This window comes from Gemella sp. 27098_8_92, from assembly GCF_041433685.1.
GTDB lineage: Bacteria > Bacillota > Bacilli > Staphylococcales > Gemellaceae > Gemella.
Window position 1 is genome coordinate 85792 of record NZ_JAPWBZ010000002.1, and the last position, 23462, is coordinate 109253.

The following is a 23462-nucleotide window of genomic DNA, read 5'->3' on the forward strand; positions in this document are numbered from 1 at the left end:
TAAGAAAGTCTTCTATCAAAGGAATTTGGTAGAAAAATAGGGGAAGAGCCATGCTATATTAATATAGTATGGTCTTTTTCTATTTTACATATAAGTCATTGGTTTTAACTCCTACATAAATAGTATTTTTTCATTATCTATATAATTTAAGTATTGCTAATTTCTATAATCAACTATATTTATTATAAAATCTTTTTAGTAAAAAAATTTAATCGTATAAATATTAATTAATATTTATACAAATATTATATAAAAAAATTATATTATATATGTTTATAGTTAATAAATATATATAATAAAAATATATTTATCTAACTTATGAATTTTATTCTTTAAATTGTTGATAAATAAGTAAAATAATAATATAATTAAGATATAAAATTAAAAAGGAGGAAAACATTATGAGAGGATTAGCAATGAAGAAGATAGGGGAAATTGGTTGGGTAGAAAAAGAGAAACCATATTGTGGCCCGAATGATGCCTTAATAAAACCATTGGCACTATCTCCGTGTACATCTGATGTTCATACAGTATGGGAAGGTGCAATTGGAGAAAGAAAAGATATGATTCTAGGACATGAAGGCTGTGGAATCGTAGCTGAAGTTGGAGATCAAGTTAAAGACTTCAAGGTTGGGGATAGAGTAATGGTTGCTGCCATAACACCAAATTGGAATTCACTAGAAGCACAAGCTGGTTTTGCGATGCATTCAGGGGGGATGTTAGCGGGTTGGAAATTTTCTAATTTTAAAGATGGAATGTTTGGGGAGTACTTCCATGTTAATGATGCAGATGGTAATTTAGCTCTTATACCAGAAGGAGTCAGTATAGAAGAAGCATGTATGTTATCTGATATGGTTCCAACAGGATTTCATGGCGTAGAATTGGCAGATGTTCAATTTGGTGATACTGTATTAGTAGTAGGAATTGGACCTGTAGGGTTAATGGCTGTTGCAGGAGCAAACTTAAGAGGTGCTTCAAGGATAATAGCTGTAGGGACTAGAGCAGTTTGCCGTGAAGCTGCAAAAAAATATGGAGCAACTGATTTTATTGGATATAAAGAGGGACCTATTGATGAGCAAGTATTAAAACTTACTAATGGTGAAGGTGTTGATAAAGCTATTATTGCTGGTGGTACTGTAGAAACTCTAGAACCAGTAATTAAATGTTTAAAACCAGGTGGTAAAGTAGGAAATGTAAACTACTTAGGTGAAGGTACTTATATAAATATTCCTCGTGTTGAGTGGGGAGTAGGTATGGGACATAAACAAATTCTAGGTGGATTAATGCCTGGAGGACGATTACGTTTAGAAAAACTTGCAAAATTAATTCAATGTGGAAAATTAGATGTTACTCATTTAATAACACATAAATTTAAAGGCTTTGATAAAGTAGAAGATGCGTTATTGCTTATGAAAGATAAACCAGCTGATCTAATTAAACCAATAGTTATTTTAGAAGAAAAATAAAATTTAAGAGGAAAAGCTAGTTAGCTTTTCCTCTATTTGTATTTGGTGGTGTTTTTATGAAAATTATTTTAATTACTGGATTTTTAGGAGCAGGGAAAACGCGATTTATTAAAACATTAGTTGAAAAAACAACTAAAAGTATTGTTATTTTAGAAAATGAGTTTGGTGATTTAAATCTTGATGGTGAATATTTAAAAAATAATAATAACAATCAAGATGATATTAAGGTTTGGGAATTGACTAATGGATGTATATGTTGTTCAACTAATCTTGACTTTACACACTCTATACTTACAATAGCAAATACTATAAACCCTGAATTTTTAATTATTGAACCTAGTGGTGTAGCAAAAATTAAAAATATTATAAAAAAAATAAAAACTATTAGTTATGAAAGAATTGAATTGGGATTACCAATATTAATAGTAGATTCAAAAAATTTAGATAATGTACTGAATAATTATAATGATTATTTAAGTGATGAGCTTAAATACAATGGATTAGTAGTAGTTAGTAAATCTGAAAGTATGACAGAGCAAGAGTTTTTAGAAATAAAAAATATATTAAATGTTGATAATAAATCGGTATTTCCATTAGCGCACTATTCTAAATGGGAAGATGATATTTGGGAATATATATTTAATACAAGTGGTACAATTGAGAAAATAGGAAACGAGCTATCATTAAGGCTAAAGGTAAATAAAAATAAAATTGAGAAAAAATTAGACCAGTATACTATTGAAAATATACAAATAAATTCACTAGATAAGCTTAGTTATTTACTTCTTTATCTGATGTCTAAAAGATTAGGTAATATAGAAAGAGTTAAAGGATATCTAACAATAAAAAATAACAACTATAAATTTGATTTAGTTGGAACTAACTATGAGATTACTGGAAGTGAAGAGACATTTGGTAATAATGTTGTAATTATTGGTACAGATTTAAAAAAAGATAAATTAAAAACCTTGTTCATAGATTAAACAAGGAATACTATAATAAATTCTAATATAATTAGAATTTATTATTTTTTTATGTGCGTTACTTTCATAAAAACTATATTAATGTTATAATATCAGAAGAACATATAAGTGAAGAGGTGTAAAATGATTTACGGGATAGGTTGTGATATAGTCGATATTCATCGCTTCGAAAAGTATGTTGATAATAATAAACGACTAGAAAAATTATATACAAAAAGAGAATTAGATGAGTTTTATAAAATATCTAATCATAGAAGAAAATTGGAATTTTTAGCAGGACGTTTTGCAGTGAAAGAAGCAATGTCAAAGGCATTAGGAGTTGGAATTTCGAAAGACTTTTCTTTTCATGATGTAGAGGTAAAGAAAGATGAATTTGGAAAACCTTATATAGAATATAAGGGCTTTCACACACACCTTACGATAAGTCATACTGATTTAACTGTGGTCGCATTTGTTATTTTAGAAAAAGGGGGACAAAACGATGATTAATGATAGACCAACATATTTACGAGTAGATTTAGATGCGTTATTAAATAACTATAGAAAACTAGATAAACTTAACGAATCAAAAACTAGTTTAGCGGTAGTTAAAGCTGACTCTTATGGATTAGGAGCAAAAGTTATTGCAGATCATTTATATAAAAATGGGGTAAGACATTTTGCGGTTGCAACACTTGAGGAAGCACTTGAATTAAAAGAATATATTAAAGAAAGTTTACTTTTAGTATTAGGTGTAACTAATCCTAAAAATGTAAAATATGCAGTAGAAAATAATATATCTTTAACTTGCCCTTCAAAAGAGTGGCTTGTGGAAACACTTAAAGAGCTTGATAAAATTGATGGTAAATTAAAAGTTCATATTAAACTTGAAACGGGTATGAATAGAATAGGAACATCTGAGACAGAGGAGCTTATGAAAATTCATAATCTTTTCTACTCTGAGAAAGTGGAATTTGAAGGAATATTCTCTCATTATTCTAATGCAGATGGTGAAGATAATGAATATGATGATTATCAAACAGCTAATTTTAATAGATTGGTTAAGTTATTTAAACTTAAACCTAAGTATATTCATATTGAAAATTCAGCGGGAACAATAAAATATAGTGATAGAGATGATATTTGTAATCTGTCGAGAATAGGTATAGCTTTATATGGATGTTACCCAAGTTCAAATATAGAAAAATTGAATAAGTTATCATTAGAACCAGTAGCATCATTAGTTAGTAAAGTTACTCATGTGAAAAAATTACCTAAAGGTACAAAAATTGGATATGGGATTTCTTATGAAACTCAAGAAGATGAGTATATTGCTACAATTCCAATAGGCTATGCAGATGGTTTATTAAGAAGAGCACAAGGCTTTAAACTGAATGTAGCGGGAGAAGAATGTGAAATTGTAGGAAGAGTATGTATGGATCAACTGATGGTTAGATGCTCAGAAAATATTAAAGTGGGGGATAATGTTCTTGTCTTCGGTGAATACAATAATCAAAAAATTTCAGTAGATGATTTTGCTGATTATCAAAAAACTATTAGTTATGAGATATTTTGTTGTATAAATCGTAGAGTACCAAGAAAATATTACTTAAACAATACGGAGTTATAGAATGTACGGAATTATTACAAAAAATCTAGCTAATAAGCTAAAGATAAATGAAAAGTATGTTACTAATGTACTTAATTTACTTGAAGAGGGTAATACAATAGCTTTTATAGCGAGGTATCGAAAGGAGCTAACTAATTCTTTAGATGAAGTTGCTATAAAACAAATTCAAGATGAATTTAATTATTTAAAGTCACTTGAAGAAAGAAAAGAAGAAGTAATTAGATTAATATCAGAAAAAGGTTTATTAACGGATGAACTAAAAAAAGATATTTTAGTTCAAGAAAAATTACAAAGAGTAGAAGATTTATATCGCCCATTTAAAGAGAAAAAACGAACTAAAGCGACAATAGCAAAAGAAAAAGGTTTAGAAAATTTAGCTAACTTTATATTAAAATTACCTAAGAAATTAGAAGATTTAAATAAAGAAGCTGAAAAGTATATAAGTGAAGAAAAAGAAGTAAATAGCATTGAAGATGCTATTACTTATGCTTTAGATATTATTGCAGAGAATATTTCAGATAATGCAAAATACCGAGAATATGTATTAGAAAACACAAGAAAATTCGGCCAAATTACAGCTAGTGTAAAAAAAGATGGTGAGAAAAAAGATGAAAATGGTACATATAAAAATTATTATGAATATGGTGAACAAGTTTCAAAAATAGCTTCACATAGGATATTAGCACTAAATAGGGCAGAAAAAGAAGGTATTATCCGAGTTAGCATAGAAAATGACAAAGAAAGATTATACAATTACATCCTTCGTGGGTTAACAAGAAATTATCCAACGGAAATAAATGAACTATTATTAGAGTGTATTGCTGATAGTATGAAACGTTTAATTTATCCGTCAATTGAAAGAGAAATTCGTAGTGATTTAACTAAAAAAGCTGAGGAAGATTCAGTGGTCATTTTCTCTGAAAATCTAAAGCAACTGTTAATGCAAAGCCCACTAAAAAACAAAAAAGTTCTAGGTATAGATCCGGCATTTAGAACAGGGTGCAAAATGGCGATAGTAGATGAATATGGTAATTTTATAGATAAAATGGTTATTTATCCACATAAGCCTGCTTCAGCTGAAAAACAAGAAAAATCAAAAAAAGATTTAATTAAATTTATTAATAAGCACAATATTAATTTGATTGCTATCGGTAACGGGACAGCCTCACGAGAAACTGAAAAATTTGTAGTTGATACTTTAAAAGAAGCGGGATTAAAATTAGATTACGTAATAGTTAATGAAGCAGGAGCAAGTGTTTATTCTGCTAGTGAGGTAGCTCGTGAAGAATTTCCTGACTTTAATGTGGAAGAAAGAAGTGCAGTATCTATTGCACGTCGTATTCAAGATCCACTTAGTGAGCTTGTGAAAATTGATCCAAAATCAATAGGTGTGGGGCAATATCAACATGATATAACTCCAAAGTACTTAGAAAAAGAATTAACATTTGTTGTAGAGACAGCTGTTAACAAAGTTGGGGTCAATGTAAATACAGCATCAGTTTCACTATTGTCTTATGTATCAGGAGTTAATAAGCAAATTGCTAAAAATATCGTGGCTTATCGACAGGAAAATGGGAAGATAGAAACTATTAAAGAAATTGCCAAAGTTCCTAGATTAGGTAAGAAGACTTTTGAACAATGTGTAGGTTTCTTTAGAATACCAGATAGTAAAAATATATTTGATGCAACAGGTATTCACCCAGAGAGTTATAAAGCAGCAGAGGCATTACTTAAAGAGCTAAATCTATCTACAAAAGAAGTAGGTACAGAAGAATTTTCTAGTATTGTAGATAGTGTTGATAAAAAACAGCTGGCTGAAAAAATTGGTATTGGTATAGAAACTCTTGAAGATATTATAAAAGATTTAAAACAGCCTCTTCGAGATGAGCGTGAATCTTTTGCTAAACCATTGCTCAAATCAGATATACTTACAATTGATGATCTTCAAGTTGGTGTTAAGTTAGCCGGTACAGTAAGGAATATCACACAATTTGGGGCATTTATTGATATTGGATTAAAACAGGATGCAATGGTTCATGTTTCTAAAATTAGTAAAAACTATATTAAAAATCCACTAGATGTTCTTAGTGTAGGGCAAATTATTGATGTTTACGTTATAGACATAGATAAACAAAGAGGCCGTGTTGCACTAGCAATGTTTAAAGATTAAAGGAGGTAAAAATGAGTAATAACAAAGCCAAATACCTTCCGAGTATAGATAGTTTGAGGGCATTAGCAGTACTAGCAGTTATTATTTATCATATTGATGTAAATTACTTACCTGGTGGTTTTTTAGGTGTTGACTTATTTTTTGTTTTATCAGGATATTTAATTAGTTCGTTAATAATAAAAGAATATAAAAAAACGGGGACGCTTAATTTATACAATTTCTATATGAGAAGGGCTCGCCGATTATTACCAGCTGTTTATTTTATGATAACAGTTTGTTTGGTGTTTATGGTATTGTTTAATGGAGTACTACTTCGTAAAAGTCACCTTGACGCTGTATTTGGTTATATTTATTCAAGTAATTGGTGGTATATTTTTCATAAGCTAAACTATTTTGATAGTTTTGGAGCACAAAGCCCATTTAAACATTTATGGTCACTTGCTATAGAAGAACAGTTCTATATGTTTTTCCCGCTAATATTTTTAATATTTAATCGTAGAAAAAAAGAAGAGGGGAAAGGGCCGTCATTAAATAAAAATTTTTTATATATTGTACTAGGGTTAATTTTAATATCACTGATAATACATATATTATTATTTGATATTAATAATATAAATAGAATTTACTTTGGAACTGATACGCGAGCATTTTCATTATTAGTTGGTGTAGTTGGGGCGTTACTTTATCCAATCGATAAATTATCGAACCCAACCAACTCTAAAGAAAATTTAGCATATAGTGTAGTTTCTATTATTTCAATATCTATATTAATAACAATAATGTTCTATACAACCGAATATAATATATGGTTGTATAGGGGAGGATTTTTATTAGTTGCTGTTTTGGGGTTAATAATAATTATAAGTAGTGGAAAGCAGCATACATTTATATCAAAAGCACTGTCATTTAAACCGATTGTGTTTATAGGAAAAATTTCATATAGTTTATACTTATGGCATTTCCCAATTATTGTATTAACAACACCAGTATCTGAAATAGGAAATCCAAATTTATTTTATGTTACTTTAAGAATTATTTTAACATTTATAGCAGCCACACTAAGTTATTTAGTTGTAGAAACACCAATTAGGAAATTAGGTTTTGTTAATTATATTAATTTGGTATATAAGAAATTGTTAAAACTCCGATTAAATATAAAACGTGGAGTAGCTTCAAGCTTTGTAGTCATATTAATATTATTTGTGATGGGATTATTTGGAAAAGGTATCCCGTTCCTTTCAACAGCTTTTGTAAAAGAAATGGATACAAATAAAGAAAGTCAATTTGTAAATAATGATAAAAATGCAGACAATAATTCTGATTCATCGGAAGATAAGAAAGGTAATGACCAAAATAAAGAAGAGAAAAAATATAGTACATTATTAATAATTGGTGATTCTCTAACAGTTGATATAGGTGAAAAATTAAAAGAAAAATACCCAGGCGCTATTATTGATGGGAAAATTAGTCGCCAATTAACAGCGGCAACCACAACTGCTCAAAATTATACTAAGTATAATAGTGAGAACACAGCCGTTATATTTCAATTAGGAACTAATGGTCCATTTACAGAAGGGCAAGCTGAAGAGTTAATTAAACTTTTTGATAAATCAGATATTTATTTTGTTAATGTAAAAGTACCACGTGCATGGGAAAAGACAGTTAATACAGCTCTAAATGACCTTAAAGAAAAGCACCAAAATATTACTATAGTAGACTGGTATACTGTGGCAAATTCACAAGGTGATTATTTCGAACCTGATAGAGTGCATTTAAACCAGAATGGAATAGCAGAGATGATAAATTCGATTGAAAAGAGTTTAAAACATCCAGTAGAAATAAAGTAAATATAAGGCTTTGAGATGAAAATACTCAAAGTCTTATATTTCTAACTAGTAATAATGGGACTTTTATTCCCCCATTGAAAAATAAATATAATATATGTTATAATTATTAAGTATATAAATTTTAAAAGATTAAAAGGAGATAACTATGACAAAAGTAAGAGTAAGATATGCACCATCTCCAACAGGAAACTTACATATCGGAAATGCAAGAACAGCATTATTCAACTATTTATTTGCGAAACACTATGGAGGAGACTTCATTTTAAGAATCGAAGATACTGATTTCAAACGTAATAAAGAAGAAGGAGAACGTAGCCAGCTTAAATATATGGACTGGTTAGGTCTTGACTATGACGAAGGTATTGGAAAAGAAAAAGAATTTGGTCCATATCGTCAATCAGAAAGAATAGAAATCTATCAAAAATATGCAGAGCAACTTTTAACAGAAGATAAAGCGTATAAATGTTACATGACAGCAGAAGAGTTAGAAGCAGAAAGGGAAGAACAAATTGCAAATGGTTTGCCACCACGTTATAGTGGGAAACATGCTCACCTTACAAAAGAGGAACAAGAGCAATTTGAAAAAGAAGGACGTAAACCATCTATCCGTATTCGTGTACCCCAAGATAGAGCCTATAGTTTTAACGATATGGTAAAAGGTGAACTATCATTTGAAGGAAAAGATTTTGGAGATTTTGTTATTGTAAAAAATGATGGAGTAGCGACTTATAACTTTGCAGTAGCAATCGATGATCACTTGATGGAAATTTCTCACGTTCTTCGTGGAGATGATCATGTATCCAATACACCAAAACAATTAGTAGTTTATGAAGCGTTAGGTTTTAAGCCACCAGTTTTTGGGCATATGACACTTATTGTTAATGAAAATAAGAAAAAATTATCTAAACGAGATGAAACAATTATCCAATTTATTGAACAATATGATGATTTAGGATATTTACCTGAAGCATTATTCAATTTTATTACATTATTAGGTTGGTCACCAGAAGGAGAACAAGAAATCTTTACAAGAGAAGAATTTGTTAAGATTTTTGATGAGAAACGTTTAAGTAAATCTCCAGCGTTCTTTGATAACAATAAACTTACATGGATTAACAATCAGTACATTAAAGCTCAACCTATAGAAAGAATCGTAAACTTAGCTTTACCATTCTTTGTAAAAGAAGGTGTAGCAACTCAAGAAGAAGTTGATAATAACAGAGCATGGTTTGAAAAATTAATTTCTTTATATCAACCACAAATGAGTTATGGTGCTGAAATCGTAGAATTAACAAAACAATTCTTTGTTGAAGAAATTAAATTTGATAAAGAAGAACTAGAAATTTTAAAACAAGAAACAACAGTAGCTGTATTTGAAGATTTCTTAGAAAAATTAGAAGTAGCAGGAGACTTTACTTCTGAAAACATTAAAACTTTAATAAAAACTATTCAAAAAGATACAGGTGTGAAAGGTAAAAACCTATTTATGCCGATAAGAATAGCTTCAACTGGTTCTATGCACGGACCTGAATTAAATACAAGTTTAGAATTATTAGGTCGTGATCGTGTAGTAGCACGCGTAAAATCAGCGTTAGAGTTAATTAAATAGTTAAAACTATCGAAAAAAAGAGGAGATTAAATCTACGATTAATTCAATATGATTTAATCCCACTTTTTTCTTAGAAAAATAGCTTAAAGTAAAGAAAAAAACTTGACAATTACACGCAAATAATGTATCATTATTTACGATATTGTTTATATATCTTCACGAGTAAGCCCCGGAAAACTTAGTCGTTATGACAGATTAAAAACAACATCTAGGAGGAAAAAAGACATGCGTCAAACATATATGGCAAAGCCATCAACTGTAGAAAAAAAATGGTATGTAATCGATGCTGAAGGACAAACTTTAGGTCGCTTATCATCAGAGGTAGCTTCAATTTTAAGAGGGAAACACAAACCTACTTATACACCACACATCGATACTGGGGATAATGTTATCATTATCAACGCTGAAAAAATTGTGTTAACTGGTAAAAAATTATCTGATAAAATTTACCGTCGTCACACAATGCACCCAGGTGGGTTAAAAGAAAGAACTGCTGGATTAATGGTAGAAAAATATCCAGAAGAACTTTTAGAGTTATCTATTAAAGGTATGTTACCAAAAAATACTTTAGGTAGAGCTCAAGGAATGAAACTTCACGTTTACCGTGGAGCTGAACACCCACATGCAGCACAAAAACCAGAAAAATACGAATTACGTGGATAATATAGGAGGAAATAATTAAATGGCACAAGTAGAATATCGCGGTACAGGACGCCGTAAAAGCTCAGTAGCACGTGTAAGATTAGTACCTGGAACAGGGAAAGTTGTTATCAACAACAGAGAAATGCGTGAATACTTACCATTAGAATCATTAGTATTAGACTTAATGCAACCTTTAGAAGTTACATCTACTACAGGTAACTATGACGTTTTAGTTAACGTTAGTGGTGGAGGATATACAGGACAAGCTCAAGCAATCCGTCACGGAATTGCACGTGCTTTACTAGAAGTAAATCCAGAATACCGTAAAGATTTAAAACCAGCAGGACTACTAACTCGTGACCCTCGTATGAAAGAACGTAAAAAATACGGTCTTCGTGGTGCGAGACGTGCTCCTCAATTCTCAAAACGTTAATATTGGTCTTATATACCAAATACGTCAAGACATCAAAGAACTTTCTTTGGTGTCTTTTTATTTACAGAATAAGCTTAAAAATATAAGTTTATATTAACAAACTTGACAATAATTATCAAAATTTATATAATATTGAACTATATACTTTTATTGACAAGAAGATAGAAAGTAAGTAAGGAGGACTATACATGAAAATAATAGCAATTTCGGCAAGAAGTACTGATTATAAATCTGCTATTGGATTAGAAAAAAGAAGATTGTATGTAAATGGATTCTTTTCAGAAGTAGCAGAAAAAGCAGGATTTATAATATTCCCTGTATGCTCGCAAAATGGAATAAAGGAAATTGCTTCCATGTGTAGTGGTCTAATTGTTGCTGGAAGAGATAGAGACATACATCCTAAATATTATGGAGAAAAACCCGATAATCGATTAGAATATCCTGTTGACAATTATGAAGATGAGTTAGATTTCAAATTAATAGAAGAATTTGAAAAAAAAGATAAACCTATCTTTGGGATATGCAGCGGCTTACAAAGCTTGAATGTATATTTTGGTGGTACGTTAAAGCAACATATAGAAAATCATTCGAGTGAGGATACTCTTATAAAACATAATATCAATATAGAAGAGGATTCATTTTTATATTCATTATATGGAAAGTCATCCGAAGTAAATACTATTCATCATCAATCAATAAATAGAGTAGCTAATGGATTTAAAATCACAGCTACTGCAGAAGATGGAACGATAGAGGCTATAGAAAAAGGAAACTTAATAGGGGTTCAGTGGCATCCAGAAGTTGATTTTGAATATAATACATTTAAAAAATTTTTAGAATTATGTAATAGTTAAAATATTATTTAAAATAGTTGACTAATACTAGATTTAATGATAAACTAGTATTTATGTAAAATAATAGCAGTGGATTATTTGTTATTGCCTCTATGTTATACATTTTATAATGTGGCAACTCGTAGCCTATGCTGCTAGGCGAAGTTCCAGTTTTATAACATATACAACAACGATAATCGTGCTTTTTGTTTTACTCAAAATAAAAACAAAAAGAAAAAGGAGGAGCACAATAATGGCTCGTTTTACAGGTTCAACTTGGAAAAAATCTCGTCGTTTAGGAATTTCACTAAGCGGTACTGGTAAGGAGTTAGCAAAACGTCCTTACGCACCAGGACAACACGGTCCTAACTTAAGAAAAAAACTATCTGAGTATGGTTTACAATTACAAGAAAAACAAAAACTTCGTTACCTACACGGTATGAATGAAAAACAATTCCGTAAATTATTCGATAAAGCTGGTAAATTACAAGGTCTACACGGTGAAAACTTCATGGCATTACTTGCTACACGTTTAGATTCAGTAGTTTATAGCTTAGGATTAGCAAGAACTAACCGTCAAGCTAGACAATTAGTTAACCACGGACACGTTCTTGTAGATGGTAAAAAAGTAGATATCGCTTCTTACGCTGTTAAACCAGGTCAAGTAGTTTCAGTAAGAGAAAAATCTAGAAACCTTGAAATTATTAAAGAAGCTGTTGAAGTAACTAACTTCGTACCTGAGTACTTAACTTTTGATGCTGATAAATTAGAAGGATCATTAGTAAGACTTCCAGAAAGAAGTGAATTACACCCAGAAATCAACGAACAACTTATCGTTGAGTACTATAGCCGTTAATAGAAAATACTTCACTGATAATTATATATCGGTGAAGTATTTTTTGTATAAGTGAGTGTTTATTGAAGGAATTGTATACTTAGGGAATAAAAATGAACATAAAAAGTTAGATGTCATATGATAATTATAAAAAATAACTAATTTCACTATTATAACACACGAATTAATTTTGTATTATCAGAATTAATAGAAATTTGAAAATAATTTTAACTTAAATTTTTAATACATTATAAAATAATTTTTATATAGTATTGTAAAAAGCATAAAATATGTATCTAATTAAAAATATATTTATATATATATTATTTGTGAATATATATATAAATAATTTCTAATTGCAAATAACATCTGTTTTTCATTATTATTTTCATGATAAAAATAATCACATATCCAACAGAAAAATACTGTACTATAGGTAATAAAAACCTATAATACAGTGCGTTTTAAAAAATTAAACACAAGTTATAATGAGAAAATGTTTTCAAACAATACTTTCATCAGAAGAACGCTTTCATTTTATATCTAAATATGTTATGATGATAATACAGAAAAAAAATTAGGAGGTAAGGGAAATGATTATCGGAGTACCAACAGAAATAAAAAATAACGAAAGTAGGGTTTCAGCAATTCCAGGAGTTGTTGCTGAATTAGTCCATGATGGGCACACTGTATACGTAGAAAAAGGAGCAGGACTTGCTTCTGGTATTTCAGATGCTGAATATGAAAAAGTAGGGGCTATTTTATTAGATAAAGCAGAAGACGTATGGAATAAATCAGACTTAATCTATAAAGTTAAAGAACCAATTCCATCTGAATATAAATATTTCAGAAAAGGATTAATCATCTACACATACTTACACTTAGCTGCTGACGAAGAATTAACAAAAGCAATGGTAGAAACAGGGACTATCGGTATTGCATTTGAAACAGTTAAAGTGGGTAGAACATTACCATTATTAAGACCTATGAGTGAAATAGCTGGACGTATGGCTATTCAAGAAGGTACTAGATTCTTATCTAAAGTACAAGGCGGTAAAGGTAAATTATTACAAGGTGTTCCAGGGGTTCAACCAGGACATGTTGTAGTTATTGGAGCCGGAGTTGCAGGAACAGCAGCAGCAACAGCAGCAGCAGGATTAGGTGCTCGTGTAACTATGTTAGATGTAAACTTAGATCGTTTAACAGAATTATCGCATATCTTTGGTGGTAAAGTGGAAACTGTTTACTCAAACAAATTGAATATTGCTAATGCAATTAAAACAGCTGACTTAGTTGTAAGTACAGTATTAATTCCAGGAGCAAAAGCACCTAAACTTGTTACTAAAGAGATGATTAAAGATATGCCAGATGGTGGTGTTATCGTAGACGTAGCGATTGACCAAGGTGGTACAACAGAATATACTGAAGGTCGTCCAACAAGCCATGATAATCCAATCTTCATTGAAGAAGGAGTTCTTCACTATTCTGTAGCTAATATCCCAGGTGCAGTTGCAGAAACAGCTACTTTTGCATTATGTAATGCTACTGCAAAATATGTTAAAGTTATCGCTAATTTAGGAGTTAAAGAAGCAGTTTCTAGATTCCCTGAGTTAGCACCTGGTGTTAACGTAGCTAATGGAAAAGTAACATTTAAAGCTGTTGCTGATGATTTAGGTTATGAATATACTCCAGTAGAAAAAGCTTTGTAGAATTATATAATATAAACAAAACGTAAATAGTTATGTTATTGAGGAAGTAGAAAATAATCTATATGTCTTTTTCTACTTCCTCTTTTTAAGTGTTAATCACATTAGAGATATAAAATATTTTTAATACTTTATTAATATTTTTATTATTTGTTTTGTACAATTTTTATATAATAAAATCCATTTGTGGTATATAATATATAATTGTGATATAATATAAGAATATTATCAATAGTGGATAATATTTACTAATACATTGAGGAGGATATCATGAGTATCTTTAGAAAAAAATCAATTGAATCGATATTAGCCGAATCAAGAAATAAAACATTAACTCCAACAATGAAGACTATGGATTTAGTTTTATTCGGAATTGGTGCGATTATAGGTTCAGGAATTTTGGTATTAACGGGAAAAGCTTCATCAGAAGCAGGACCGGCCGTAATATTTTCATTTTTAATCGCAGGGTTTGCATGTTGTTTGGCAGCCTTATGTTATGCAGAATTAGCTTCTACAATCCCGTCAAGTGGTAGTACGTATACTTATCTTTACGTATCAGTAGGTGAAATAGTCGCTTATGCCATTGGTTGGGTACTTATTGGTGGTTACGTTCTTACTGCAGCAACAATTGCTAATGGGTGGTCTAGTTATTTTTCTCGTCTATTGGCGGGACTAGGTGTAAATATTCCAAAAGAAATTTATACTTTGCCTTCAGCTGGTGGATATGGTAATATTCCAGCAGTAATAGTTGTATTATTAATTACATTTATTCTATCAAAAGGGACATCTAGTAGTAAGCTTGTAAATAACCTAATGGTAGCTGCTAAAGTAGGTATTGTAATTTTATTTATTGTTGTAGGATCATTTTATGTAGAACCTACTAACTGGACAAATAACTTTGCTCCAACTGGTTTTTCAGGAGTAATGCTTGCGGCAACTACTGTATTTTTCGCTTATCTAGGGTTTGATGCTATTTCTACATCAGCAGAAGAAACTATTAATCCAGAAAAAGCATTACCAAAAGCTATTATTATAACTATGATTGTTTGTACAGCATTTTATATTATAGTATGTCTAGTATTAACTGGTGTTGTTGAATATTTTAAATTAGGAACAGGTGATGCTCTAGCATTCGTATTAGAAGAAGTTGGTCAAAATAGAGTAGCAGGTATCGTTTCACTTGGAGCTGTAATTGGATTAATGGCAGGTATCTTGTCATTTATTTATGCAGGTATTCGTATTACTTATACAATTGCACGTGATGGTCTATTGCCAAAAACTTTTACAAAAGTAAATAAAAGTAATGTTCCAAGTACAGTAACATGGGGCTTAGGAATAACAACAGCTATCTTAGCAGGGTTCCTGCCATTAGGACAATTAGCTGACTTAGCTAATGTGGCTTCTATTATAGCATTTGCCTTAGTGAGTTACACAACAATTGTATTCTACAAAAAATATCCAGATTTAAAACGTGGATTCAAAGTGCCAGGAATGCCAGTATTACCAATGATATCAATAGTGTTATTTGCTGCATTACTATATAGTATTAAATTAACAACATGGATTATTTTTATCATTTGGGTAATTGTAGGTATAATCATATACTTTGCATTCTCGTATAAAAATAGTAAATTAAAATAATATAGAGGTATAAAAAGCGACTACATATCAAATATATGTAGTCGTTTTTTGTATTGCAATCTTCTTAAAAATGATTATGCCCACAGATTACGTTTATTACTCTTAGCAACGCCCTGTGCTTTTTTAAAAATTTTTAAATATCTAGTGTCGGGTTCTTTAATATATTTTATTTCAGCTAAACCAGCTGTTAGTAATTGTTCTTGAACTGATTTTCCATCTGCGTATACATAGCACAATGCTCGATGATATTTATCTTGTTTCTCATAGATATCAAATTCTAACTCTATTTTCTTAGCTTTCTTCAAAATTTCTCCATTTAAATTACTTGCTTCTGGTCCATATTTTTGAACTGGTGTGCCAGGTTTTACGGTTTCTGGAGTATCAATAAGTAAATAACGAACTTTTAATTCTTTATTATTAAATATGACTATGATAGTATCACCATCAATTTTTTCTAATAATTTTACAGGATAGCGAGTAGTATCACCCTTTATTTGAATTCCGTTTATATTAGATATATGATAGACTTCTTTTTTATTATTAAATAAAGCAAATATACCAAAAATTAAAATTGTAAAACCAAGAAAAAAGATAATAAATACTTTTTTCTTATTCATAATTATTCCCCCCTTTATTGTACTTTAAGTTTAACATGTATTTTGATTATTTTAAAGTTATAATATCCTTTTAATTTAAGTAATGGTTGATACATCTTATTTGAATTTAATATTTAATTTATAGAATTTTAGTATTAAATGTTATTAAAAAATTATAGACTTCTTTTTTGAAAACATTAAAATATAATAAATAATTAATTTACTTAATAACATTAAATATTAAGAAAAGAAACATAGTTATATAAAACTTTTTAATATATAATATAAATTAAAAAATATAATGATATTTGATACAGAAAAATAAAGACTAAACAGAAAGCTTGTAAACGCTAACTTAAGATGATAGTATATGTGTAAACTAAAAAAGGAGAAAAACAATATGATAAAATTAAAAAAAGATAATTTTAAAATGTTTATAAATGGAGAATGGGTAGATGCAGCGGATAAGGCTATTTTTGAAGCTTATAATCCAGCTAATTCAGAATACCTAGCGAACTTTCCAGATGCAAGTGAAAGTGATGTAGACAAGGCTGTAGATGCTGCAAGGGAAGCATTTAAAACTTGGAAAAAAACAACAGTAAGTGAACGTGCTACTATTTTAAATAAAATAGCAGATATTATAGATGAAAATACAGAGCTTTTAGCTACTACTGAAAGTTTAGATAATGGTAAACCAATACGTGAAACAATGGCGGTCGATGTTCCACTTAGTGCCAAACACTTTAGATATTTTGCGGGTTGTATTTTAGCTGATGAAGGACAGGCAACAGTCTTAGAAGAAAAATACTTAAGTATAGTATTAAGGGAGCCTATTGGGGTTGTTGGCCAAATAATTCCTTGGAACTTTCCGTTCTTAATGGCAGCTTGGAAACTTGCACCGGCATTAGCGGCAGGGAATACTATTGTTATTAAACCATCTAGTTTAACATCATTAAGTTTATTAACATTTGTAGAATTAATTCAAGATGTACTTCCTAAAGGAGTGTTAAACGTAGTAACAGGACGTGGAAGTAAATCAGGGGAATTCTTAAAAAATCATACAGGACTTGATAAATTAGCATTTACTGGTTCTACAGAGGTGGGTAGAAAAATTGCTATAGCAGCAGCTGAAAAATTGATACCTGCAACTTTAGAATTAGGAGGAAAATCAGCTAACATAGTATTAGATGATGCTGATATTGAAAAAGCTCTTGATGGAGCACAACTAGGTATATTATTCAATCAAGGTCAAGTATGTTGTGCTGGTTCTAGAATTTTTGTTCAAGAAGGAATTTATGACGAGTTTGTTGAGAAAATAAAAGAACGTTTCAACAAATTAAAAATTGGCAACCCGTTAGATCCAGAAACCCAAATGGGAAGCCAAATAGATGAAAAACAAGCTGAGAAAATTATTAAATATATTGAGATTGCTAAAAAAGAAGGTGGAGAAATACTCGTTGGAGGAGAACGATACACTGAAAATGGTTGTGACAAAGGAGCATTTGTTAAACCAACACTTATAACAGGAGTGCATAATGGTTGCCGTATATCTCAAGAAGAAGTTTTTGGACCAGTATCAGTTGTAATCAAATTTAAAAAAGATGAAGAAGTCATTGAACAAGCAAATGACAGTGAATATGGCTTAGCTGGAGCAGTATTCTCTAAAAATATTACAAGAGCACTATATATTGCTCGTAGTGTTGAAACAGGAAGAGTTTGGGTTAACACATACAATCAAATACCAGAGCATGCTCCATTTGGTGGATATAAAAAATCTGGTATAGGTCGTGAAACTCACAAAGTAATATTAGATCACTATTCACAAATGAAAAATATCTTAATTGATTTGACAGATGATGTTTCTGGATTCTATAATTAATAAAATCATAAAATAAAACATAAATTTATAATAATCCATAGAAATAGATAGATGGCGTAATATATAGTAGTTATGCGATATCATAATTTTATGGATTATTATTTTTTATACGATAAAATTTGTATAATTACTTAATAAAATATGATAAAATAGTAAGTGATATATATATAAAGGAGAATAAAGATGAAAAATAAAGAATGGTATCTAGGATTGGATGTTGGTTCTGCTAGTGTAGGTTGGGCCGCTACAGATAGTAATTATAAATTACTACGTAAAAATAAAAAGAGATTATGGGGAACTCGCTTGTTTGAAGGGGCGACAACAGCAGCGGACAGACGTGTTTATAGAGCAGGGCGTAGACGTTTGGCAAGAAGAAAATGGAGAATTAATTTATTAGAAGAACTATTTATTAAAGAAGTTTCTAAAAAGGATTCTAATTTCTTTTTTAGACTTAAAGAAAGTAAATATCGTTTTGAAGATAAGAGTTTAATGAATGACTATATACTTTTTAATGACAAAGATTATACAGATAAGGATTATTATAAAGAGTATCCAACTATTTATCACCTGCGTTCAAGTCTTATGACAGAAAAAAATCCAGATATAAGAAAAGTTTATTTAGCGATACACAGTATTCTAAAAAATCGTGGTCATTTCCTACTTCAAGGTCAAAGTTTTAGCGATAGTAACATTGATAGTGTTATTAAAGAACTATTAGAGCTAGATATAGTCAATATTACTTTTGAAGTCACAGATGAAGTAATATATAGTTTAAAAGAAATTGCTTTACAAAAGAAAAATTTATCAGATAAAAATAATGATGTAAAAAAACTTTATCCAAAAGAAAAACAACTTCAAGAAATTTTTAAATTAATTTTTGGTGGTAAAACATCATTAGATAAAATATATGAAATGGAAGAATATAAAGAATTAGATGCTAGTGTAAAAAGTATTTCATTTAAAGAAAAGGTATATGAAGAAGTACGCCCAGACTATGAACAAATTTTATCGAATTATATAGAATTACTAGATTTAGCTAAATTAGTATACGATAATATTGTTTTAGCTGAAATAAAAAAAGAAGGAAAAACAATATCAGAATCAAAAGTAGAATTATACAATAAACATAAAAAAGATCTAGAAAATCTTAAAAATCTGGTAAAAGCAGATAATAAATTATCTGAAGATAAGAAAAAAGAAGTCTATAATGAAATTTTTAAAGTGGATATTGATAAAGGAACAAACTATGTAAACTATGCTCATAAAAGTAAAAATGGAAAAAGTTGTTCATATGAAGATTTTAAAAAATTCTTAAAAAAAGAGTTAGAAAAATTACAAGATAGTGAAATTAAAAACAAAATTTTAGGAGAACTTGACTTAGAAACTTTTCTACCACTACAAAGAACGAAAGATAATTCAGTAGTACCTTATCAAATACATAAAGAAGAACTTATAAAAATTTTAGACAATGCAGCTAAATACCATAGTTTTTTAAGCAAAAAAGATAATAGTGGCTATAGTACACGAGAAAAAGTTATTCAATTACTTGAATTTAGAATACCGTATTATATAGGGCCATTAAATACACACCATAATACAAAAAATAATGGATATTCTTGGGCAATCCGTAAAGAAGGTATGGAAGATGTGGCAGTTACACCATGGAATTTTAAAGATGTAATAGATGAGAGTGCAAGTGCGGAAGCATTTATTAATAATTTAACAAATAAGTGCACCTATCTTGCAGGAGAAGATGTACTTCCTAAAAATTCACTATTATATTCTGAATATGCTTTACTAAATGAATTAAATGCGCTTAAATACGAAGGTGATAGAATTAGTGTAGAAGCACGTAATATTATAATAACCAAACTATTTAAAGAACAAGGTAAAAAAGTTACTAAAAAAACTATAAAAGAACTTCTGAAAACAGAAGGATTTATCGATGGCAAAGGTGAAATTGCAGGAATAGATAATATAGTAAAAAATGATTTGAAATCATATCGTGATTTTAAAAAAATTCTTGGAGACAAATTTGATGAAGAACGTGTAGAAAATATTATTTTGTGGATTACATTGTATGGAGAATCGCGTAAATTAATAAAAGAAAAAATTAAAAAAGTTTATGGGGATTTCTATACAACTGATGAAATAGAAAAAATGTCACGATTAACCTATAAAGACTGGGGAACACTAAGTAGAAAACTGTTAACAGAATTAGTGAGTGAAAAATTATATAATGAAGAAACAGGAGAATGTTTAAATATAATAGGCGCTATGCGACAAAGTACAATTCTTTTTATGGAACTGTTAGCTGGTAAGTTTGATTATATGAATCAAATTAAAAATTATAATAAAGAAAATAAAGATGATATAACGGAAATAACCCCAGATATTTTAGAAAATCTTTATGTAAGTCCAGCCGTTAAGCGATCTATTTGGCAAACTGTTAGAATAGTAGAAGAACTAAAAAATATAATTGGTTGTGCTCCAACTAAAATATTTGTTGAGACAACAAGAGAAAATCAAGGATCTAATAAGGTGCCTACCTCACGCCAAAATGATTTGATTGCTAAATATAAAACTATAAAAGATAAAGAGATATTTGAACTAGAAAAAGAATTAAATAGTACATTAGATTTTTCTATTAATAAAGATAGATTAGTTAAAGAAGAATCATCAAGACTTAAAGCTAAGAAATTATATTTATACTATACACAATTAGGTCGCTGTATGTATACTGGTAAGAAAATAGAGCTAAATAATCTTTTAAAGAATAATAAATATGATATAGATCATATCTATCCTCAAAGCAAAGTGAAGGATGACAGTTTTAATAATACTGTTTTAGTAACTCGAGAAAGCAATGAGGAAAAAGGAGATATATTTCCTCTTAAAAGAAAGTTCCAAACAGAAGAAAATAAGAGACTTTGGCGTTTCTTAAAAGAAAAAAAGCTAATAACTGATGAAAAATATAATCGTTTAGTAAGAACAAGAGAATTTAACGATGATGAACTGACAGGATTTATCGCTCGCCAACTAGTAGAAACATCACAAGCGATAAAAGCTATTTCAACGATTTTAGGTGAGCTAAATCCAAAAACAGCTATTTGTTACTCAAAAGCAGAAAATGTGAGTGCGTTTAGACAAAACTTTGGAAAAATAAAAGAGGGAAATAGAAAAGCTGAAAATAATGAAAAATTAATTAAAGTACGTGAAGTTAATGACTATCATCATGCCAAAGATGCTTATTTAAATATAGTAGTAGGAAATGTCTATGATGTTAAGTTCACAAGAAATGTTTATAATTTCATAAAAAATAAAAAAGATGCGAGAAAATATTCATTAAATACTCTATTCTACACAGATGTAAAAAATGCTAATACAGTGGCATGGGAAATGGATAAAACAGTTCATATTGTGGAGAAAACAATGAATAATAACAATATCCTAGTAACAAGAAGAACTGCAGAACAAAAAGGAGCTTTATATGATGCGACAGTCTATAAAGCAAAAATAGCAGAAAAGGCAAAAGAAGGAGCATATTACCCATTAAAAACTACTGATAATAAAATTAAAGATGTTAGAAGATATGGAGGATTTACAAGTATTAAAATTGCCTATTATTCAATTTTTGAATATATTTTAGATAGTAAAAAAGGTAAGAAAAAGATTACTAGAGTAGTACCGATTCCTATATATATAGCTCAAAATATAAAGAATGATAAAGATTTATTAAAATACGCACAGAAACAATTACCAGAAAAAGCTTTAAAATTAAAATATAGAAAACTGTGTATAGGTAGTTTTCTAAAAATAAATAATTTTTATTACTACATGGGTGGAAAAACTAATGACAATTTCTTCTATGATAGTGCTGTTCAAGTAGTATTAGATAAGGAAAGTGAGTTATATATAAAAGAATTAACTAAATATTTAAATTGGAAAAAAGAGAATAAAGAGAATAAAGATGCAGGACGTTGGAATAATATAACTGAAGTTAAAAATACTCAGCTATATAATATTCTTGTAGAAAAAATGAATACTGGAATATTTATTAGAAAAACACCTAATAAATATAATGAGTTATCAACAGTAGAAGTAAGAGATAAGTTTAAAAATATTACCAAGGATGAGCAAGCTAAAATATTGCTAGAAATCTTAAATCTTTTAACAAATAAAAAATCTACATCTGACTTAAAAAATATTAATGTGAAAACTAGTCGCGGAGCATATGGATTTAATTTATCAAATCAATCTCAATTTTCAATAATAGAACAGTCGGTAACAGGAGTTTATGAGAAAGAAGTAGTAATAATTAGGGAGAAGAATGATGACTTGGAGAACTGTAGTAATTAGGGAAAGAGCAAAACTAGATTATAGTCTTAACTTTATGACAGTACGTCAAGAAGCGGGAGTTAAAAAAATTAGTTTAGGCGAAATTTATATGGTTATTGTAGAAAATACGGCGGTAAGTCTTACCGCCGTTCTTCTAAATGAATTGATAAAAAATAAAATAAAGGTTGTATTTTGTGATGAAAAACGTAATCCTAGTTCAGAATTAATACAATATTATGGTAGTCATGATACTAGTTTAAAATACAAAAATCAACTTGAATGGAGTAAAGAAAGTAAAGAACGAATTTGGACAAGAATAGTCTATGAAAAAATTTTTAATCAAATGCAATTTTTAAAAAAATTAAATAAAGAAGAATATAAACTTTTAGAACAATATTTATCAGAATTAGAATGGAATGATAGTTCTAATCGTGAAGGCTTTGCAGCAAAAGTTTATTTTAATGCACTCTATGGTATGGAATTTAGTCGCAATAAAGAGTGTTTCATTAATGCAGCATTAGATTATGGATACTCGATAATTCTTTCAGCATTTAATCGAGAAATAGTTTCTTCTGGATATTTTACACAATTAGGCCTTTGTCATAGGAATCCCTTTAATAAATTTAATCTCTCTAGCGACTTTATGGAACCTTTTAGAATTTTGATAGATGAAGAAGTGTATAATTTGGAAGGGACAGAATTTACAAAAGATCATAAAAATAAACTTATCAATATTTTAAATAAAACTGTTGTAATAGATGATAAGAATCAAACAGTAGCTAATGCCATAAAGATATATTGTCGTAGTCTTTTTTCTGCTTTAGTAGAAAATGATTTAGAGTATGTGAAAATGTATAAATATGAGTTATAGATTT

At 29.3% G+C, this 23462-nt stretch carries 17 protein-coding genes; 16 read left to right on the forward strand and 1 reads right to left on the reverse strand.

Annotation, left to right across the window (positions count from 1 at the left end):
• The first annotated feature begins 401 nt into the window (after positions 1-401).
• The 13 genes from O3802_RS01825 (at position 402) to O3802_RS01885 (ending at position 15774) form a co-directional block, all read left to right on the forward strand.
• The gene (locus tag O3802_RS01825) at positions 402-1466 is read left to right on the forward strand and encodes an NAD(P)-dependent alcohol dehydrogenase (RefSeq protein ID WP_371458039.1); all 1065 of its coding nucleotides are present in this window, start codon (positions 402-404) and stop codon (positions 1464-1466) included.
• Between the two features lie 56 nt (positions 1467-1522).
• Entirely contained in the window at positions 1523-2449 is a 927-nt protein-coding gene (locus O3802_RS01830; RefSeq protein WP_371458040.1) for a GTP-binding protein, read from the forward strand.
• 123 nt (positions 2450-2572) lie between these two features.
• On the forward strand, positions 2573-2938 hold the full coding sequence (gene acpS, locus O3802_RS01835) for a holo-ACP synthase (protein ID WP_371458041.1): 366 nt from the start codon (positions 2573-2575) through the stop codon (positions 2936-2938).
• Positions 2931-4058 carry an alanine racemase gene (gene alr, locus O3802_RS01840; protein WP_371458042.1) on the forward strand — a complete coding sequence of 376 codons (1128 nt, stop codon included), beginning with the start codon at positions 2931-2933 and terminating at the stop codon, positions 4056-4058. Before acpS ends, alr begins: the two co-directional genes overlap by 8 nt.
• Position 4059: 1 nt before the next feature.
• The gene (locus O3802_RS01845) at positions 4060-6228 is read left to right on the forward strand and encodes a Tex family protein (RefSeq protein WP_371458043.1); all 2169 of its coding nucleotides are present in this window, start codon (positions 4060-4062) and stop codon (positions 6226-6228) included.
• An 11-nt stretch (positions 6229-6239) separates the two neighbouring features.
• Positions 6240-8075: an acyltransferase family protein gene (locus O3802_RS01850; RefSeq protein ID WP_371458044.1), complete on the forward strand. Its 1836-nt coding sequence runs from the start codon at positions 6240-6242 to the stop codon at positions 8073-8075.
• A 145-nt stretch (positions 8076-8220) separates the two neighbouring features.
• Entirely contained in the window at positions 8221-9684 is a 1464-nt protein-coding gene (gene gltX / locus O3802_RS01855; RefSeq protein ID WP_371458045.1) for a glutamate--tRNA ligase, read from the forward strand.
• A gap of 225 nt (positions 9685-9909) precedes the next feature.
• On the forward strand, positions 9910-10347 hold the full coding sequence (rplM, locus tag O3802_RS01860) for a 50S ribosomal protein L13 (protein ID WP_004632203.1): 438 nt from the start codon (positions 9910-9912) through the stop codon (positions 10345-10347).
• A 19-nt stretch (positions 10348-10366) separates the two neighbouring features.
• Entirely contained in the window at positions 10367-10759 is a 393-nt protein-coding gene (gene rpsI / locus O3802_RS01865) for a 30S ribosomal protein S9 (RefSeq protein ID WP_004632202.1), read from the forward strand.
• A 188-nt stretch (positions 10760-10947) separates the two neighbouring features.
• Positions 10948-11613, forward strand: coding sequence for a gamma-glutamyl-gamma-aminobutyrate hydrolase family protein (locus O3802_RS01870; protein WP_371458046.1), 666 nt, complete (start codon positions 10948-10950; stop codon positions 11611-11613).
• Between the two features lie 232 nt (positions 11614-11845).
• Positions 11846-12448 carry a 30S ribosomal protein S4 gene (rpsD, locus tag O3802_RS01875; RefSeq protein ID WP_004632201.1) on the forward strand — a complete coding sequence of 201 codons (603 nt, stop codon included), beginning with the start codon at positions 11846-11848 and terminating at the stop codon, positions 12446-12448.
• A 572-nt stretch (positions 12449-13020) separates the two neighbouring features.
• Complete coding sequence (ald, locus tag O3802_RS01880; RefSeq protein WP_371458047.1) at positions 13021-14136, forward strand: alanine dehydrogenase; 1116 nt, start codon at positions 13021-13023, stop codon at positions 14134-14136.
• Between the two features lie 264 nt (positions 14137-14400).
• A complete protein-coding gene (locus O3802_RS01885; protein WP_371458146.1) occupies positions 14401-15774 on the forward strand; it encodes an amino acid permease in 1374 nt (457 codons plus the stop codon).
• Positions 15775-15848: 74 nt separating this feature from the next.
• Here O3802_RS01885 and O3802_RS01890 read toward each other — a convergent pair whose 3' ends face one another.
• The gene (locus O3802_RS01890) at positions 15849-16391 is read right to left on the reverse strand and encodes a thermonuclease family protein (protein WP_371458048.1); all 543 of its coding nucleotides are present in this window, start codon (positions 16389-16391) and stop codon (positions 15849-15851) included.
• Positions 16392-16770: 379 nt separating this feature from the next.
• Here O3802_RS01890 and O3802_RS01895 point away from each other — a divergent pair, with 379 nt between their 5' ends.
• The 3 genes from O3802_RS01895 to cas1 all read left to right on the forward strand — a co-directional run bounded on the left by O3802_RS01895 (position 16771) and on the right by cas1 (position 23458).
• On the forward strand, positions 16771-18249 hold the full coding sequence (locus O3802_RS01895) for an aldehyde dehydrogenase family protein (protein ID WP_371458049.1): 1479 nt from the start codon (positions 16771-16773) through the stop codon (positions 18247-18249).
• 183 nt (positions 18250-18432) lie between these two features.
• A complete protein-coding gene (gene cas9 / locus O3802_RS01900; RefSeq protein ID WP_371458050.1) occupies positions 18433-22608 on the forward strand; it encodes a type II CRISPR RNA-guided endonuclease Cas9 in 4176 nt (1391 codons plus the stop codon).
• Entirely contained in the window at positions 22583-23458 is an 876-nt protein-coding gene (gene cas1 / locus O3802_RS01905) for a type II CRISPR-associated endonuclease Cas1 (RefSeq protein ID WP_371458051.1), read from the forward strand. Before cas9 ends, cas1 begins: the two co-directional genes overlap by 26 nt.
• The last annotated feature ends 4 nt before the right edge of the window (positions 23459-23462 follow it).